General features: G+C 62.1%; 14 protein-coding genes. 6 read left to right on the top strand and 8 right to left on the bottom strand.

All coding sequences use genetic code 11. The features are described from left to right. Positions 1–40 precede the first annotated feature (40 nt). The 5 genes from I2G20_RS02275 (at position 41) to I2G20_RS02255 (ending at position 5,336) form a co-directional block, all read left to right on the top strand. A complete protein-coding gene (locus I2G20_RS02275) occupies positions 41–1,120 on the top strand; it encodes a TRAP transporter substrate-binding protein (RefSeq protein WP_196258043.1) in 1,080 nt (359 codons plus the stop codon). 78 nt (positions 1,121–1,198) lie between these two features. Further along, positions 1,199–1,798, top strand: a complete 600-nt coding sequence (locus tag I2G20_RS02270; protein WP_196258042.1) for a TRAP transporter small permease subunit — start codon at positions 1,199–1,201, stop codon at positions 1,796–1,798. Positions 1,799–1,810: 12 nt separating this feature from the next. Further along, positions 1,811–3,169, top strand: coding sequence for a TRAP transporter large permease (locus I2G20_RS02265; RefSeq protein WP_343070292.1), 1,359 nt, complete (start codon positions 1,811–1,813; stop codon positions 3,167–3,169). A gap of 54 nt (positions 3,170–3,223) precedes the next feature. Next, a complete protein-coding gene (cysQ, locus tag I2G20_RS02260; RefSeq protein ID WP_196258041.1) occupies positions 3,224–4,045 on the top strand; it encodes a 3'(2'),5'-bisphosphate nucleotidase CysQ in 822 nt (273 codons plus the stop codon). A 16-nt stretch (positions 4,046–4,061) separates the two neighbouring features. Further along, the gene (locus tag I2G20_RS02255; RefSeq protein WP_343070291.1) at positions 4,062–5,336 is read left to right on the top strand and encodes a glycerate kinase type-2 family protein; all 1,275 of its coding nucleotides are present in this window, start codon (positions 4,062–4,064) and stop codon (positions 5,334–5,336) included. Between the two features lie 122 nt (positions 5,337–5,458). Here I2G20_RS02255 and I2G20_RS02250 read toward each other — a convergent pair whose 3' ends face one another. The 5 genes from I2G20_RS02250 to hemN all read right to left on the bottom strand — a co-directional run bounded on the left by I2G20_RS02250 (position 5,459) and on the right by hemN (position 11,208). Further along, positions 5,459–6,604 (bottom strand): metal ABC transporter permease, encoded by a 1,146-nt coding sequence (locus tag I2G20_RS02250; protein ID WP_196258039.1) that lies wholly within the window; start codon positions 6,602–6,604, stop codon positions 5,459–5,461. Further along, the gene (locus tag I2G20_RS02245; protein WP_196258038.1) at positions 6,601–7,740 is read right to left on the bottom strand and encodes a metal ABC transporter permease; all 1,140 of its coding nucleotides are present in this window, start codon (positions 7,738–7,740) and stop codon (positions 6,601–6,603) included. The genes I2G20_RS02250 and I2G20_RS02245 overlap by 4 nt, the downstream gene beginning before the upstream one ends. A 122-nt stretch (positions 7,741–7,862) precedes the next feature. Continuing rightward, complete coding sequence (locus I2G20_RS02240) at positions 7,863–8,636, bottom strand: ATP-binding cassette domain-containing protein (RefSeq protein WP_196258037.1); 774 nt, start codon at positions 8,634–8,636, stop codon at positions 7,863–7,865. Further along, positions 8,633–9,646, bottom strand: coding sequence for a metal ABC transporter solute-binding protein, Zn/Mn family (locus I2G20_RS02235; RefSeq protein WP_246472757.1), 1,014 nt, complete (start codon positions 9,644–9,646; stop codon positions 8,633–8,635). The genes I2G20_RS02240 and I2G20_RS02235 overlap by 4 nt, the downstream gene beginning before the upstream one ends. A 212-nt stretch (positions 9,647–9,858) precedes the next feature. Next, the gene (gene hemN / locus I2G20_RS02230) at positions 9,859–11,208 is read right to left on the bottom strand and encodes an oxygen-independent coproporphyrinogen III oxidase (protein ID WP_196258036.1); all 1,350 of its coding nucleotides are present in this window, start codon (positions 11,206–11,208) and stop codon (positions 9,859–9,861) included. 149 nt (positions 11,209–11,357) lie between these two features. Here hemN and I2G20_RS02225 point away from each other — a divergent pair, with 149 nt between their 5' ends. Then, positions 11,358–12,095 carry a Crp/Fnr family transcriptional regulator gene (locus tag I2G20_RS02225; RefSeq protein ID WP_196258035.1) on the top strand — a complete coding sequence of 246 codons (738 nt, stop codon included), beginning with the start codon at positions 11,358–11,360 and terminating at the stop codon, positions 12,093–12,095. Here the strand turns inward: I2G20_RS02225 and I2G20_RS02220 are convergent. The 3 genes from I2G20_RS02220 to cydD are packed head-to-tail and all read right to left on the bottom strand — an operon-like array spanning position 12,092 to position 15,995. After that, positions 12,092–12,586 carry a hemerythrin domain-containing protein gene (locus I2G20_RS02220; protein ID WP_196258034.1) on the bottom strand — a complete coding sequence of 165 codons (495 nt, stop codon included), beginning with the start codon at positions 12,584–12,586 and terminating at the stop codon, positions 12,092–12,094. The genes I2G20_RS02225 and I2G20_RS02220 overlap by 4 nt on opposite strands. Then, on the bottom strand, positions 12,583–14,247 hold the full coding sequence (gene cydC / locus I2G20_RS02215; protein WP_196258033.1) for a thiol reductant ABC exporter subunit CydC: 1,665 nt from the start codon (positions 14,245–14,247) through the stop codon (positions 12,583–12,585). Before cydC ends, I2G20_RS02220 begins: the two co-directional genes overlap by 4 nt. Then, positions 14,244–15,995, bottom strand: a complete 1,752-nt coding sequence (cydD, locus tag I2G20_RS02210) for a thiol reductant ABC exporter subunit CydD (protein ID WP_196258032.1) — start codon at positions 15,993–15,995, stop codon at positions 14,244–14,246. The genes cydC and cydD overlap by 4 nt, the downstream gene beginning before the upstream one ends. Positions 15,996–16,009: the final 14 nt, after the last annotated feature.

Below are 16,009 nucleotides of genomic sequence, written 5' to 3'. Positions count from 1 at the left end.
GAAACTGAAACACCACGATCTTTTCAATGGGAGGAACCAAATGAAGATCAACACCGGTAAATATCTTGCATCGACCGCGCTTGTTGGTGCGCTTGCCTTCACGGCGACGACGGCCAATGCGCAGGAGAATGTGCGCTGGCAGGTGCCGATGGCGTTTGCATCCACGCTAACGGCGCTCGGCGATACCATGCCCTGGGTGGCCGACCAACTTCGTGCCATGTCCAATGGCGCCATCGACCTTCAGGTCGCCGAACCCGGGACAGTCATCCCGGCGCTCGCGATCTTCGAGAACGTGTCGGACGGCAATATCGATGCCGGCTTCTCATGGATGGGGTATGAATGGGGCACGGTTCCAGCCGCGGCATTGTTCGGGGCCACTCCGTTCGGGCTGGAGTCGATCGAGTTCATGGCGTGGATGCACTTTCACGGGGGCAAGGAACTTCTGGCGGAGGTTTTCCACCCCTACGACGTCCACCCGATCCTGTGCGGAACGATCAGTCCAGAAACGGCTGGTTGGTTCCGTGAAGAGATTACTTCGGTCGACGACTTCCAGGGTATCCGCTTCCGCGCCGCCGGGATCGGTGGAGAGATCATGGCCGAGTTCGGCATGTCGGTTACCGTCATGCCGGGCGGTGAGCTTTATCAGGCGCTCGAAACCGGCGTGCTCGATGGCACCGAGTTCTCGCTGCCGACGGTCGATGAGCAACTGGGCTTCTATCAGGTCGCGCCCTATCTCTATCTGCCGGGTTGGCACCAGCCTTCGACGAACCAGTTCCTGTACGTCAATCTCGGAGTCTGGGAGGGGCTAGGCGACCAGACCAAGGCAATGATCGAAAACGCCTGCTGGGCTGGCACCGCCTATTCGATCGCTCGTGCGGAAGCCCTGCAGGGCGCGGTGATCCAGCGTTTCGAGGAAAGCGGCACCAATGTCGAGACCTATAGCGACGAGATCATCGCCGCCTTCCACGAAGCGACCAAGACGGTGATGGAGCGCCGCTCGGCTGCTGACGAGTTGTTTGGAAGAGTCTATGCTTCGATGATGGAATATCAGGCCGAGCTGCGCCCCTGGAAGGAGAAAGGCTACCTGCCACGCGATTGGCAGTCCCGCATCGGGGAGTAACGGCTTACGGCTGTTTCGAAAAAAGGGGGGCGCCCTTCCCGGGGCGCCTCCTTCGGCTGAGCGTGGGAGGGGTAGCCAATGAGCGAACCGGGTCAGGAGATCGAACTGGATCTCGAGCAGATCGAGAGCGCAGCTGCGCGCGGGGGAACGCTCGACTTTCCACGTACCGCGCTTTCGGATGTGATCGAAGCCGTGTTGGGCGCCATCGGCGCCGTCATCAACTGGATCTGGATCGTGCTCGTGCTGGTGATCGTCGCCAACGTGATCGGGCGCTACATCTTTTCGGTCAACTTCATCTGGGTGGAGGAAGTCCAGTGGCACCTTTATGCCATCGGCTTCATGATCGGGATCGGATACGCGATCCTTCATGACACCCATGTACGGGTCGATGTGATCGCAGGCTCGCTTTCGCCCCGCAAGCGGGCCGTCATCGAGTTCCTGGGCATCGCGCTTTTAATACTGCCGCTCGTCTACCTGATGATCACCTATTCGATTCCATTCGTCGAGCGATCCTTCACGCGTGGCGAAGGGTCGCCCGCGGTCGGTGGGCTTCCCTCACGCTGGATGATCAAGTCGGTGCTGCTCATCGCCTTTGCCTATATCGGCCTTGCGGCCCTTGCGCGGCTCGTCCGCGTGAGTGCGTTCCTGTTCGGCTTTCCCAAAGCAAAAGCCCAATAGGAGGCTGACCCGGTGTTTGCAGCAAACGAAATCCTCGTCATGGCGATGCTCGTCTCGTTCATCGCGATCATCTTCACCGGCTTTCCGGTCGCATGGGCGCTGGCCGGGGTGTCGGTGGTCTTTTCCTTCATTGCCATCCTCGGTTCGGACTGGTTCGGTTGGAACACCTATTTCCTCACCGACATGCGCATTTTCGGGATCTTCGTTCAGCGTGTCTACGGGCAGATGTCGAACTGGCTTCTGGTCGCCCTGCCCATGTTCATTTTCATGGGGCTCATGCTTGAGCGTTCCGGCGTCACTGAAAAGCTCATGTCCAACTTCATCCAGCTGTTTGGACGGTTCCGGGGCGGTCTGGCGCTCGGGGTGGTGCTGATCGGCATCCTGCTCGCAGCATCGACGGGCATTGTGGGGGCGTCGGTGGTCCTGCTCGCCATGCTTTCGATGCCGATCATGCTCCAGCAGGGCTACAACAAGGGGTTTGCCTCGGGCGTCGTCTGCTCGGCGGGAACGTTAGGCATCCTCATTCCGCCGTCCATCATGCTCATCATCATGGCCGACCAGATGTCGGTCTCGGTGGGCAATCTCTTCATGGGCGCGCTGTTGCCGGGGCTGATGCTGGGCGGCATTTTTCTCGTCTATATCGTGGTGGCGGCCAATCTCTCCAAAACGCTGGCGCCGGCGCCCAAGGACCTGCCCCCCGTTTCGTTCAAGTTGATCGCCAATACGCTGCTCGCAGTCGTGCCGCCCTTGCTGCTGATCCTTGCGGTGCTCGGTTCGATTTTCCTGGGCCTTGCAACGCCGACCGAGGCTTCCGGCGTGGGGGCGCTTGGAGCGACCCTGCTGGCAATTGCCAACGGGCGGTTTTCGCTCGCTCTGCTCAAGGAAGTGGGCATGAAGACGACGCTCACGACCGCGTTCATCTTCGGAATTTTCCTTGGCGCGACGATGTTTGCCGTGGTCATGCGCCAGCTGGGAGGAGACGAATTCATCAGCGGGCTGCTGCGCTCGCTGCCCTTTCCCCCGGGTGGGATCGTACTGGCGATCCTGTTTATCGCGTTCCTGGCCGGGTTTTTCCTCGACTGGCTCGAAATCTCGCTGATCATGCTGCCGCTGGTAACACCGGTGGTGTTGGCGCTCGGGTTCGACCCGATCTGGTTCATCGTGCTGTTTGCGGTGACGCTGCAGACATCGTTCCTGACCCCGCCTGTGGGGTTCTCGCTCTTTTACTTAAAGGGCGTCGCACCCAAGGAGGTCACGATCCTCGATATCTACAAGGGGATCATACCGTTTGTTCTGTTGCAACTCCTTGCGGTACTGCTGGTGTTCTTCGTACCTGGCCTCGTACTCTGGTTGCCGTCGCAGATGCTTTGACCGGGGTGGGCCGGACGTGTTAGCTCATTGAGTGAACCCGCAACCGGAACATCGATGCCTCACAAAGAGAACCTCATTGCCGGCATGGTCGAGACGGCGGTCTCGGCAGGCCAACGCATCATGGACATCTACTGCCGCGATTTTACTGTGGTCACGAAGTCCGATCAATCACCGCTCACCGAAGCCGATCTTGTGGCCGAAGAGCTGATCCTTTCCGCGCTTGCCGGTCAGTTCCCCGGTCTGCCGGTGATCGCCGAGGAGGCGGTGGCAAAAGGGGAGGTCCCCGCGGCCAGCGCGCGCTTCTTTCTCGTCGACCCACTGGACGGATCGAAGGAGTTCATTTCCAAAAACGGGGAATTCACCGTCAATATCGCGCTGATCGACGATGGGGTGCCGGTGGCCGGGGTGGTTTACGCTCCGGCACTAAAACGCATCTGGTGGGGCGGGCTGGGGCAGGGTGCTCAGGTGGCGATGGTCGAGAACGGACACTGCCAGACCCCGCTTGCGGCCGAAACCCGGGAGCCGGAGAGGGAAGGAATCATCGTCGTGGGCAGCCGCTCGCACGGTGATGGGGAACGCAAGGCCCGATACGGCGACTGGCCGGTCGCCAAATTCATGGCGCTGGGGTCCTCGCTCAAATTCTGCATGGTTGCCGAAGGGCAGGCCGATCTCTATCCCCGCAATGGGCGCACGATGGAATGGGACACCGCCGCCGGTGACGCCATCCTGCGCGCGGCGGGAGGGGTTGTGCTCGCGCGTGACGGGCAGCCCCTGCGCTATGGGAAGCGCAATCAGGGTCACGACGCCGACTTCGCAAACGGGCCGTTCGTCGCTTATGGACACCCCGCCTTGGCCGCTCTGGAGGCGGTCGGGTAGAGGCGGAGGTTTGCCGGTGGATAGCGATTTTTCGTCGCGCGCGTTTCTCGTTGCCCTCTTCGATGCGGCCGTGCGGGCGGCCGATCCTCTCGACGCCATCAGGAAACATCTCCCGGAAAGACCAAGGGGTCGGGTTGTCGTCGTGGGCGCTGGCAAGGCTGCCAGTCAAATGGCAGCGGCGTTCGAGGCGCTGTGGGACGGCCCGTTCAGCGGCGTGGTGGTCGATCGGCACGGACCGGTGGCCAAGACCGAAAAGATCCGCGTGATGCAATCGGCACATCCGGTGCCCGATGAAGCCGGACTTGCCGGAAGTCGTGCACTGCTCGAAGCGGTTGCGGGTCTTGGCGAGAACGATCTGGTCGTTGCGTTGATCTCGGGTGGAGGCTCGTCGCTTTTGCCGTGTCCTGCAGGGGCTTTGAGCTTTGCCGACGAGGTTGAAGTCAACAAGGCGCTGCTCAACTCCGGTGCCCCGGTTTCGGCGATGAATGTGGTGCGCAAAGCGGTGTCAGGGATCAAGGGCGGGCGGCTGGCGCTGGCAGCCCGGCCGGCGCGGGTGGTGAGCCTTGTGGTGTCAGATGTTGCCGGAGACGATCCTGCGGCTGTGGCGTCGGGGCCGACAGTGCCGGGGGCCGGGACGGTGGCCGATGCGCTGGCGATTATCGACGAATACCGGATGGCGTTGCCGCAGGCGGTGATGGCGCATTTGCGGAGCGGTGAGGCGGAAGCGCCTTCAATGGACGATCCGCGGTTTGCGCGCAATGAGGTGCATGTGATTGCCTCGGCCGGCGTATCGCTGGGCGCGGCCGCGGCTAAGTCGCGGGAGATGGGGGTGGAGGCCGTCATCCTTTCGGATGCGATCGAGGGCGAGGCACGGGACATCGGGACGATGCACGCCGCCATTGCGCGTGAGGTCGCAGTCAAAGACCAGCCATTTAGAAAGCCCGTCGCGATCCTTTCGGGCGGGGAGACGACGGTAACAATCCGCGACGGAATTTACGGCAAGGGCGGGCGGAATACCGAATTCCTGCTTTCTTTTGCCCACGGGATCGAAGGGATTCCCCGGATCGAGGCGCTGGCGGCCGATACCGACGGGATCGATGGGTCCGAGGACAATGCGGGGGCGTTTGCCGATGGGCAAAGCCTGGCGCGGATGCGGGCGGCGGGGGTCGACCCCCGATTGCTGCTGGCGCGGCACGATGCGTGGAGCGCCTTCAATGCGGCAGAGGATCTGTTCGTGCCGGGGCCGACAGGGACCAATGTCAACGACTTTCGAGCTATTTTGATTCGTTAATTGAACGAGTTGAACGAAATTCGTATAATTCGTTCAGAAATAAATCAGAAGAATCGCTGCCTTCCGGCTCGCCCGCCCGCCGCAAATCGAAAAGCATACTTCCCGATGGAGCCTCGGGAATATCAGGCCTGATCGCCTAGGTGCGACCAAGGCTCGAGGATTTCGCGTGCGGTGGCACGACCTTTTTCAGTTAATTCAAGCAGATTGCCGGTGCGGATCACGAGGCCCTGATCGAGGGCGCGGAGGAGAACGTCGCGGGCGCGCGGTTCGCTCCAATGCAGGTGCTCCCTCAGGGCTTCAGCAACATTTTCCTCGGACCGCGAGGGGCTGTCCTCGTGGTTATAGAGGTGGACTGCGAGGGCGCGGCAGGCATTGGCCGCGGTTTGCGCATGACGGCGCCGCGACTGGGCAATGAGTCCGTATCGCGGACCGAAGAGGAAGGCGAGGAGCAGTGCCACGCCGGTCATCACAGCCATCATGCCGGCGATCGAGACGTTGAGCCAGACAGCAAGCCAATAGCCCGTGAGGCTGGAGGCGATGGCGATGAGGGCGCCATAGACGAGCATCAGTGATAAGCGATCCGTCAGGAGATAAGCGGCAGAGGGCGGGACGATAACGAAAGCGATGAAAAGGATCGCGCCGACGGCATCGAAAGCTGCAACCGCAGTGCCGCTGGTCAGTGCGAGAAGGCCGTAGAACACGGCTACCGGCGCGAAGCCGAGGGCCTTGGCCAGCGCCGGATCGAAGGTCGCGAGTTTGAGCTCTTTGTAGAACAGGCTGATGTAGAGGAGATTGGCCAACGTCAGTACGCTCATCCAGATGACGGCTTCTGGGACATGCAGGCCGAAAAGTTCGGTCGTGTCGAGCCAGACGAAGCCGATTTCGCCCAGGAGCACGGTGTGCTCGTCGATGTGGACATCGCGGGCGTAGATATTGATGAGCAGGACGCCGATGGAAAACAGGGCAGGAAAGACGAGACCGATGGCAGCGTCGGACTTGACGCGGCCGGTGGCGCTGAGGGTTTCTGTCAGGAAAACGGTGAGAACCCCCGTAAGGGCGGCGCCGGCGATCTGGACGGGACCAGCGGTCTGCCGTGTCAGTAGCCAGACAATGATGATGCCAAAGACGATGGAATGGCTGATGGCGTCGGAGAGCAGCGAGGTGCCGCGCAGGACAAGGAAGGTACCGACCAGCGAAGCCGCGATTCCGACGAGTGCGCCGGTGAGAACGATCATCGCCCCGGGATCGGCAAAGAAGGCGGCGATCATTGGTTCTCGTCCTCGTTAGGGTGACCGAGTAGCGCTTCGGCTTCGGTTATGCCGGAAGGGGTAAGGACCCAATGGGGCGTGAACTCGGGTGCGTGGGCAGCACGGGCGACCAAACCCCGCGCCTTAAGCCGTTCAAGGCCACGTGCCGTCGAGGTGCCGTGATAGGCGTCGAGCATCGTCTGTTCGGCTGGATAGGCGGGATTGCCATGTTCGGCGGCAAGTCGATAAAGCGTCGAGAGGACGCGGCGGGAGGGCAGAGCGCGACGGTCCTTAAGGCGCTGGAGCCATTCCCATACCATGCCCCGGCCAGGGGCAATCGCCAGCGAAACCAGAACGATTGCCGAGGCCGCGAGCACGATCAGCGGCCCGGTGGAGAGGCCACGTGCCGTGGCGCTGACGAGCGCTCCGAACAGGCCCGAGGCCATGCCGAAAAGTGCCGCGAGCGCGACCATCGTGCCAAGGCGGTTGCTCCATTGGCGCGCAGCGGCAGCCGGGGCGACGACCATGGCGGCCATGAGCACGACACCGACCATCTGCAGGCCGATGACGACCGCAAGCGCTATGGTGACGGTGATTGTTACATCGAGCGCGAGGACGGGCAGGCCGAGCGTGCGGGCGTAATCGGGGTCGAAGGATACGAGCTTGAATTCCTTCCAGAAGGCCATGACGAGTGCCAGGGCGACTGCGCCGATGGCGGCCATGACATAAATGTCCGAGCGCAGGATGGCGGCGGCTTGGCCGAAGAGGAAGGATTCCAGCCCGCCGTGTCCGGCGCCGCCAGTGGCCTGAATGTGGGTCAGCAGCACGATGCCGACGGCGAAGGAAAGCGAGAGGGCGATCCCAAGTCCAGCATCGGTCTTGAGGCGCGTGGTGCGCGTCAATGCGACCATGAGAAGGGCGGCAACAGCACCCGTGACGAGGGCTCCAGCGAGAAGGACGGGCAGGTCGCGGACGCCGGCGATGAGAAAGCCGATGCAGATGCCAGGAAGCGCCGCATGGGAAAGGGTATCGCCAAGAAGGCTTTGCTTGCGCAGTACGGCAAAGCTTCCAAGCACGCCCGAAACGATGCCGAGCAGGGCGGCTCCGGCCATGACATTCTGGATCGTGAAGTCCGAGAGAAAGGCCAGCATGGTCATGCGGAGGCAAGGTCGTTGCGGAGTGGCGTGGAACCAGGGGCGCCGACCTTTGCCGCCCTGCCAAAGCCGCACTTACCTTTCAACGGGGCCATTCGGCGGAGCACTTCAAATATCGCAGGCATCTAACCGGTCTCTCCGAGCACCTTGTCCCGATCCAGCAGCGCAACCTGTCCGCCGTAGGCGCGGCGGAGGTTATCGGCGTTGTAAATATCGCGGACGGGGCCTTGGGCGATGACACGAACGTTGAGGATGACCATCCAGTCGAAATAGGTGCGCACGGTCTGCAGATCGTGATGGACGACGATCACGGTCTTGCCGGCATCGCGCAGGGCGTGAAGGATGGCGACGATGGCGCGTTCGGTGGTGGCGTCCACGCCCGCCATGGGCTCGTCGAGGAAATAGACCTCGGCATCCTGGACCAGTGCACGGGCCAGGAATACACGCTGCTGCTGGCCGCCGGAAAGTTGGCTGATCTGACGGTCCGCAAAATCGAGCATGCCGACGCGGGCGAGAGCATCGCTTGCCTTTTGACGCTCCTTCGTTCCGGGTCTGCGGAACCAGCCGAGCTGGCCGTAAAGGCCCATCATCACGACATCGATGGCGGTGGTGGGGAAGTCCCAATCGACACTCGATCGCTGCGGCACGTAGCCCACGCGGCGGCGCTGGTCCTTGTAGGGGCGCCCGAGGATGGTGATGTGTCCGGCAGTGGGGCGGACAAGGCCAAGGATGGATTTGATGAGCGTCGATTTTCCCGCGCCATTCGGGCCGACAATGGCCGCCATGACGCCCGGGGGAATGTCGACATCGATGTCCCACAAAACCGGCCGCGCAGCGTAGCTGACCGTCAGGTCCTCGCAGTGGACGGCTAGGCCGGGTTCGTGGAGGTTTGAACTCACGGATCGATGCCTGTTCGAGCAGCCCAATCCGAAAGGGCGGCGGGGAAGGGTGCGGGGTCCCCGCCGAGTGCTTGGGCGATGGCCAGAGTGTTGGAAACGATCATGCCGATATAGGTCCCCTCCGGCGTTCCGGGATCGCCCATTGCATCCGCGAACAGCTCGCCGCCAATAGTTACAGTGTGGCCCTGCCGTCCGGCAGCGTCAATGACGGCCTGGATGGTGCGGGGGTTGATGGTAGACTCCACGAAGATTGCTGGGATGCCTCGCTCTATGAGCAATTCAGCCGTTTCGCGGATGTCGGCAATCGAGGCTTCCGCGCTGGTGGAAATACCTTGAATGCCTGCAACCTCGATACCATAGGCGTGGCCGAAATAGGAAAAGGCGTCATGGGCTGTGACAAGCACGCGCTGTGTCTCCGGAATGGAGGCGATGGTCTGCGCCACCCACTGGTCGAGCGCGATAAGTTGACCTTCGTAGCTCTGGGCTCGGTCGGCGATGGCTTGGGCGCACTCCGGGGCACTTTCCGAGAGGGCGTCAGCGATGACACTCACGGTTTGCGCCCAGAGGCCGGTATCCATCCAAACGTGTGGATCGACGCCGTAGCTGTCGTCGGTGGCGAGTAAATGTTCCTCGGGGATCGCAACTTCGCTGACGGCAAGCGCGGGTTTGCGTTCGCCGAGCCGGGAGAGGATGTCGGCCAATTGGCCTTCGAGGGTCAAGCCAGAATAAAGGATGAGATCGGCGTTGCCGAAGGTCTGAACGTCGCGGGCAGTGGCCTGATAGAGGTGCGGGTCCGTGCCGGGGCCCATGAGGGTCGTCACCGACACGCACTCCCCACCCACAGTTTCTGCAATGTCGCCGATCATGCCCACTGTCGCAACGACATTAGGCTGTGCATGCGCAGCGGCGGGGAGTACGATGGCAAGAAGGGCGGTGAGGGCGCCGGGAAGGCGGAAATGCATCGTAAGGCCATATTCGTTTGTAGTGCCGGAAATGAATATGACAATCATTCGCAATTTGTCAATGCTAGTTGAAAATGGTTTGCAATAGCCGGTGGGTATGCCATAGCGCATTCGCTTGGAATGAGCGTTGCGCGTCCCACGTCGTCACTCCGCCTATCGGGGCGGTAGGACGGCAACTGCTCATGGGATGCTGAAGAGTCTCCCGCGCTAGGGCTGCCGGATCATCCGGGCGAGAGACGGAAAAGACCGAAGGGTTGGGTCTAAACCGCGATGGAGTGCCGACCGGCGCCCTTGTTCAAGTAGGCGTCGAAGACTGCGGCAATGTGGCGGACGAAGGGCCGGCCGCGGGTTGTGACGCGGTAGAAATCGCCTTCGCGGACAAAAAGGCCGTCCTTGTGGGTGGCAAGATAGAGATCGGCGCGCTTGAAGATCGCGTTTGCCTGGGCGCCGAAGCGGTTCATGAGCTCGGCACGCGAGAGGGCGAAGTCGCACATGATGCGTTCGATTGCATAGGCATGAATGTGATCGGAAGCGGTAAGGGCGACGCCCTTGGCGATGGCGAGTTCACCCCCTTCCACCGCGCGCATGTAATTGGCCGTAGCGACGACATTCTGCGCGTAGCCTTGGGGGAGGCGACTGATCGAAGATGCACCCAAACCGATCAGGGCTTCGGTGGCGTCGGTTGTGTAGCCTTGAAAGTTGCGGCGAAGCTCGCCGTTCCGGGCTGCGACGGCGAGGGTATCGTGGGGACGCGCGAAATGGTCCATTCCAATAGGAGCAAAGCCGTTTCCGCCAAAGAAGGTAGCAGCGGCCTGGGCTTGCGCGAAGCGTTCGTTGGCGTCGGGCAGGACTGTTTCGTTGATGAGCCGCTGGTGCTTTTTCATCCACGGCACATGCGCATAGCCGAACAATGCGATGCGGGTGGGGTCGAGGGCAAGCACCTGCTCCGCGGTCATGAGGACGGAGTCTACGGTCTGGTAGGGCAGGCCGTAGAGCATATCGACGTTGATGGCCGTGATGCCCGCGGCGCGCAGGCCATCGATGACGGTCTTGGTCTGCCCGAAGGTCTGGATGCGGTTGATGGCAGCCTGCACGGTGGGATTGAAATCTTGCACGCCGAGGCTCGCACGATTGATCCCGGCGGCGGCGATGGCGTCGAGCTTGGCGGGCGTGATATCGTTGGGGTCGATCTCGATGCTGATTTCGGTCCGGGGAGAAATGATGAAGTGGTCCCCAATGACCGTCAGCAGGCGCTTAAGGTCGGCAGGCTCGAGCATGGTTGGCGAGCCGCCCCCGAGATGGATCGCACTTGCCGCCAGACGGTGTCCGATCCGGCCGGCGACAAGCGCGACTTCCGCGAGCAGCGCCTCGAGATAGGCGGCGATGGGCGCATATTGCCGCACCTGCTTGGTGTGGCAGCCGCAGAACCAGCACATGCGGTCGCAATAGGGAATGTGGAGATAGAGCGAAACGGGCTTGTCCTGCGGGAGCGCGCCAAGCCAGTCGGAAAACACCGCGGGCGTCACGCTTTCGTTGAAATGCGGGGCTGTCGGATAGCTGGTGTAGCGGGGGACGGGCGTGGCGTAGGCAGCCACCAGAGGTTCGCGCATCAGAGGAGTCTCGCCGGTATCATTGGACGCGACATTATTGCCGGGAAGCGGAATTCTCTTTGATCGAGGTCAAGTGCGACGTTTTCCCAGCTTACCGCCGCCTTTGCCGCGGCATATGTTGGCCGCGGCGGTTTGGGAAAGGCCGGCAAATGGACCGACTGGACATACACAATTCGGAAGTGCCTGCATTGTGCCGGAGTTGTGAAGTCAGGCACAAGGGCATTTGTGGGGCTTTGGATGCTGCGCAACTGCTGACTCTTTCAAAGCACACACAGCAGGTTCGGCAGTCCGCCGGGACGGAATTGATCGCTGACGATAGCGAGATCCGGTCCTATGCCAATGTGATGCGTGGCGTCGTCAAGCTCTCCAAGATGCTCGAGGACGGTCGCCAGCAGGTTGTGGGGCTCCAGTTCGCGCCCGATTTTCTTGGTCGGCTTTACGGCAAGCAGAACACCGTATCCGCGGAAGCGGCGTCCGATGTCGAATTGTGCAGGATCCCCAAGCCCGCGCTTGAGCGGTTGGTGCAGGACTGCCCGGAACTCGAACACAAGCTCCACGAACAGGCGCTGCGAGAGCTCGACGACGCGCGGGGCTGGATGCTGACCCTGGGACGCAAGACGGCGGCGGAGAAGGTGGCCAGCTTCCTCTGGCTGATCGCAACCCATATCGATCCTGCCGCCGAAGCCAGCCGGCAGATGGAAACGGCGAGCACCATCAAGTTCGACCTGCCGTTGAGCCGGGCCGATATCGCCGATTTTCTCGGGCTGACCATTGAGACGGTGTCTCGCCAACTCACCAAGCTGCGCCGGGACGGTGTGATCGAAGTGATCAACAACCGCACCGTGGTCGTGCCCGATACCGAGCGGCTGGAATTGCGCTGCGGCTAGTTGAGCTTACGTGTTGGCTGAGGAGCGCCGCGCTCGAGCAGGGGGGCGATGACATCCTGCTCAAAGGCAATATGGCGCCTCAGACCCTCGAAAAATCCACGCAGCATATAGCCGAATGCGTCGGGCGCCGGCTGGCCCACGCCTCGCCCGTAGGCCATCAGCGCATCGTAAAGTTCTTCGGAAAAACAAATGTCCTCGAGGTGCTCGTATTTCAGCCGTTCGATGGTTTTGGTCATGTCGGGCAGCATGGCCCAACGCTTTTCGATCTCCGGAAAGATGAACTCTTCCTCCATGTCCTGGGCTCGGGCAATGAGCGGGCCCAGGATGCGAGCGGCGTTAATGCAGACGGTGCGGTCGATGTCCGCCGGAAGGGAATCCGCGATCATCTCCAGCGTCTGACACAGCGCAAGCATCTCGCGATGGGTTGCGTTGAGGATATCGATCAGGTGCCCGGTATCCGGGGCCGGCTTAAACGCGACTGGCGACGTCATTGTTTGGGCTCCATAAGTTGTCCATTGGTCAGGACGAGCATGCGCATCCGGGCGTTCTCTGGAATTTGAGCATGTGTGACGAGGAGAAGGGTACGACCGCGGAAGGTCCCGGGAATATCCGCGAGGAACGCCGCTTCGGTTTCTGCGTCGAGGCCGGATGTCGGTTCATCGAGCACGACGATTCCGGCCGGTGCCAGAACCGTGCGGGCGAGGCACAAGCGGCGGGCCTGGCCCACTGAAAGCGTGGTGCCGGTTTCCCCCACGAGCGTATCGAGGCCCGATGGCAGGCCGCGTACGAAAGGCTCGAGCCTTGCCGTGCGGAGTGCGGTCCAGAGATCGGCATCACTGGCGTCGGTGCGGGCAAGCAACAGGTTGTTGCGGATCGTATCGAGGAAGACCGGGCTGTCCTGACTGAGCAAGGCGACGCGGGTGTAAAGCTCTTCGAGCGCAACGTCGCGTATGTCGGTGCCCGCGATTTCGATTGCGCCCTCGCGCACATCTTCGATGCGCAGTAGTAGATTCAAAAGCGTCGATTTGCCCGAACCCGATATGCCGGTAATCGCGACATGCTCGCCGGAGGCGATGTCGAGATCGAGATGCTGAAGGACCTTGGTGCCATCGGGATAGGCGAAAGAAACGCTTTTGAAGGCGATGTCTGTGCCCTTTGGCAACGGGACGGGGCGCTGCGCCTCGCGGATCGGAGGAGGCATGGTGGCAATTTCATGCAGTCTCGCTGCGGATGCTGCGGCCGCACTGAACTTGCCGACCGAGCGGACGATGGTGGCGGTAGCCTCAAAACTTCCCATCACACCGAAGACGATGGCCGCCAGGATCGGGCCGTCGAGCGTGCCCGTTTCAAGGGCAACCAGGCCAAAATAGAGGATAGCTATGAGCACGAAACCGGTAAGGGTCTGGACTGCGCCCGATGCGATTGCGGTCGCCAGCGATTGGCGCTTGCGCAGCCGCGAGAGCGTGTTGCCAGCTGCGGTAAAGCGTGCGCGAACGACATCCTGCTGGCCGAACAGCACGATATCGTCGTGGCCCAGCGTTGCATCTAGGACGTGTGTGCGCAGGATGGCGGCAGCTTCGACCAAGGCCGTGCCGGTGCGGTCGGTCTGGATGACTAGCGCAAGCGGTATGGCGATGGCTGCCGCCAGCAGTGCCGCAAGATAGATCCAGCCCGCGACAGGGAGAACGGCGAAGAGGACTGCTGCGACGATGGCGCCAATGACGAGCGCTGCAATGAGCGGCCCGATGGCAAGAAGGAAAAGTGTATCGAGAGCATCGACATCGGCGGTGAGACGCGAGACCAGATCGCCATGGCGCAGGGAGCGCGCGGGGAGCGGCACGCGGGGGAACAGGCGCTCAAAAAGGAAGCGGCGAACGTCCGAGAGCAGGGCTAGCGTCGTGTTGTGGCCGATGAGCTTTTCGAAATAGCGCGAGAGAATGCGAATGAAGGAAAATCCGCGCACGGCTGCCGACGGCGCAAAGAGATTGAAAGAAACCCCCAAGGCCGTGAGGGCGGTTGCCGTCAGGAACCAGCCCGAAACGCCCAGCAGGGCCGTTCCGGCAGCAATCGTTATGAGCGAGAGCAGCAGCGCGAGCGAGAAACCACGCAGACGCGCGCGGAAAAGCGGTGCGAAAAAGAAAAGGGCTTTCATGTTCGGTTGTCCCCGCGGTTTTCTCCGACCGCATGAAGTCGGTGGGGGATAGGGAGGAGTTCACCGGCGGCAAGGCGCAGGATGCGGTCAGCGCGGTGGGCCGTGGGTCGCGAATGGGTGAGTATGATCAGAGACCGGTCCGAGCAGAATTCGAATATGGCATCGAGAAGGCGGGCCTCGGTGTCGCCGTCAAGATGGGCGGTCGGTTCGTCGAGGATGACAAGGCTTGGATCGGTCAGGAACAGACGGGCGAGCGCGACGCGTTGCGCCTGACCACCCGATAGTCCGGCCCCGCCTTCACCCACCAAAGTGTTTAGCCCGTTTGGCAATTCATCTGCGAAGCTGTTTACCAGCGCCCTTTCCGCGGCAGCGTGGATCGCGCTTTCGGCGGCGTCGGGGGCCGCAAACGCAATGTTTTCGGCGATGGTGCCGTGGAAGATGCGCGGCTTCTGGGTGATGAAAACCAATGTGTTGCGCAAATGCGTTTCCGCGATTTCCTCAAGCGGACGGCCGTCTAGGGTGATGGAACCCGATGCCGGTATGATGCGGGCGATGGCGCGGGCCAGCGTCGTCTTGCCGCAGCCGCTAGGGCCCATTATCGCGACCGCCTCGCCGGGCCTGAGATCGAGCGAGAGGTGGTTGAGGATCGATGCTCCGGTTTCCGACACGACATCGAGCGCGCGCACCGAAAGGGCGGCGGGACCATGGCGGGTTACGGGGGCCGCAGCCGGTGAAGCAAGCGCAAGCGCGTCGATCTTGGCGATATGGCGCTCGATCTCGACGAGAGCCGAACGGGCGGCCGCGCGGTCATGATAGTGAGCGGCGAGCTGGCGCAGGGGCTGGTAGACCTCGGGCGCCATGATAAGCGCGAATAGACCGGCCACCAGCGTCAACTCGGGGTGGAATGGAAGTAGGCCGAGAAAGGTGAGGCCAACATATAGTGCAACGCCGGCAACACCGAGGGCCGCGAAGAATTCGAGGATGGCTGATGAGAGAAAGGCGATGCGCAGCACCGCGTTGGTGCGGCGGCGCAGGTCCTCGCTTGCAAGATAGACCTCCTCTGTAGCCGTTTTCTGCCGCCCTAGCAGCTTGAGCGTGGTGAGACCCCGTAGTCTGTCGGCAAAGTGTCCGGAAAGGCGGGCAAAGGCGCTGGCCTGCCGGTCGGTCGCTGCCTGCGCGCCCATGCCGGCGAGCGCCATGAAGAGCGGGATCGCCGGGGCGGTGAGAAGAAAAAGGACACCGACGATCCAATCGATCGGCATCAGGACGACCACAAAGGCAACCGGAAGGAAGGCTGCGGAAATCATCGCCGGGATATAGCGCGCGAAAAAGGGCTCGATGGCTTCGACCTGATCGACGACACCAGCGCTGACCGCGCCTGAGGCGGGAGCAAGGTGAAGGCCGTGACGACCGGCCAGCAGGTGCCCGAAGAGCTTTTCCCGCAGGCTTTGCTTGATGGCTTCGGCCCCCGCCTGGCCGGCCTGTTCGCCAAGGACGGCAAGCAGGGCGCGAAGGAGAATCAGCGCGGCGATCCAGCCGATGAGGGGGGCAACGGAGAGGAGCGGCACGCCATCCTCGATGGTCAGGCCGAGCACGTTTGCGAGCAGGGCCGCCTGAATGACGAGCAGCACGCCGGAGACGAGCGGGGTGGCGATCGCAAGGTTCAGCGCGCCACCGGCCAGACCGCGCAGGCCCATGAGCCTGCGATTTGCTGCCTTTTCCTCTGCTGATTTGCGGTGTGAAGCCATATTACCCGGGAGTG

Source organism: Pelagibacterium limicola (assembly GCF_015694405.1).
Classification (GTDB): Bacteria; Pseudomonadota; Alphaproteobacteria; order Rhizobiales; family Devosiaceae; genus Pelagibacterium; species Pelagibacterium limicola.
Note: the sequence above shows the minus strand (reverse complement) of the source record. Positions and strands in the feature narration are given on the sequence as shown.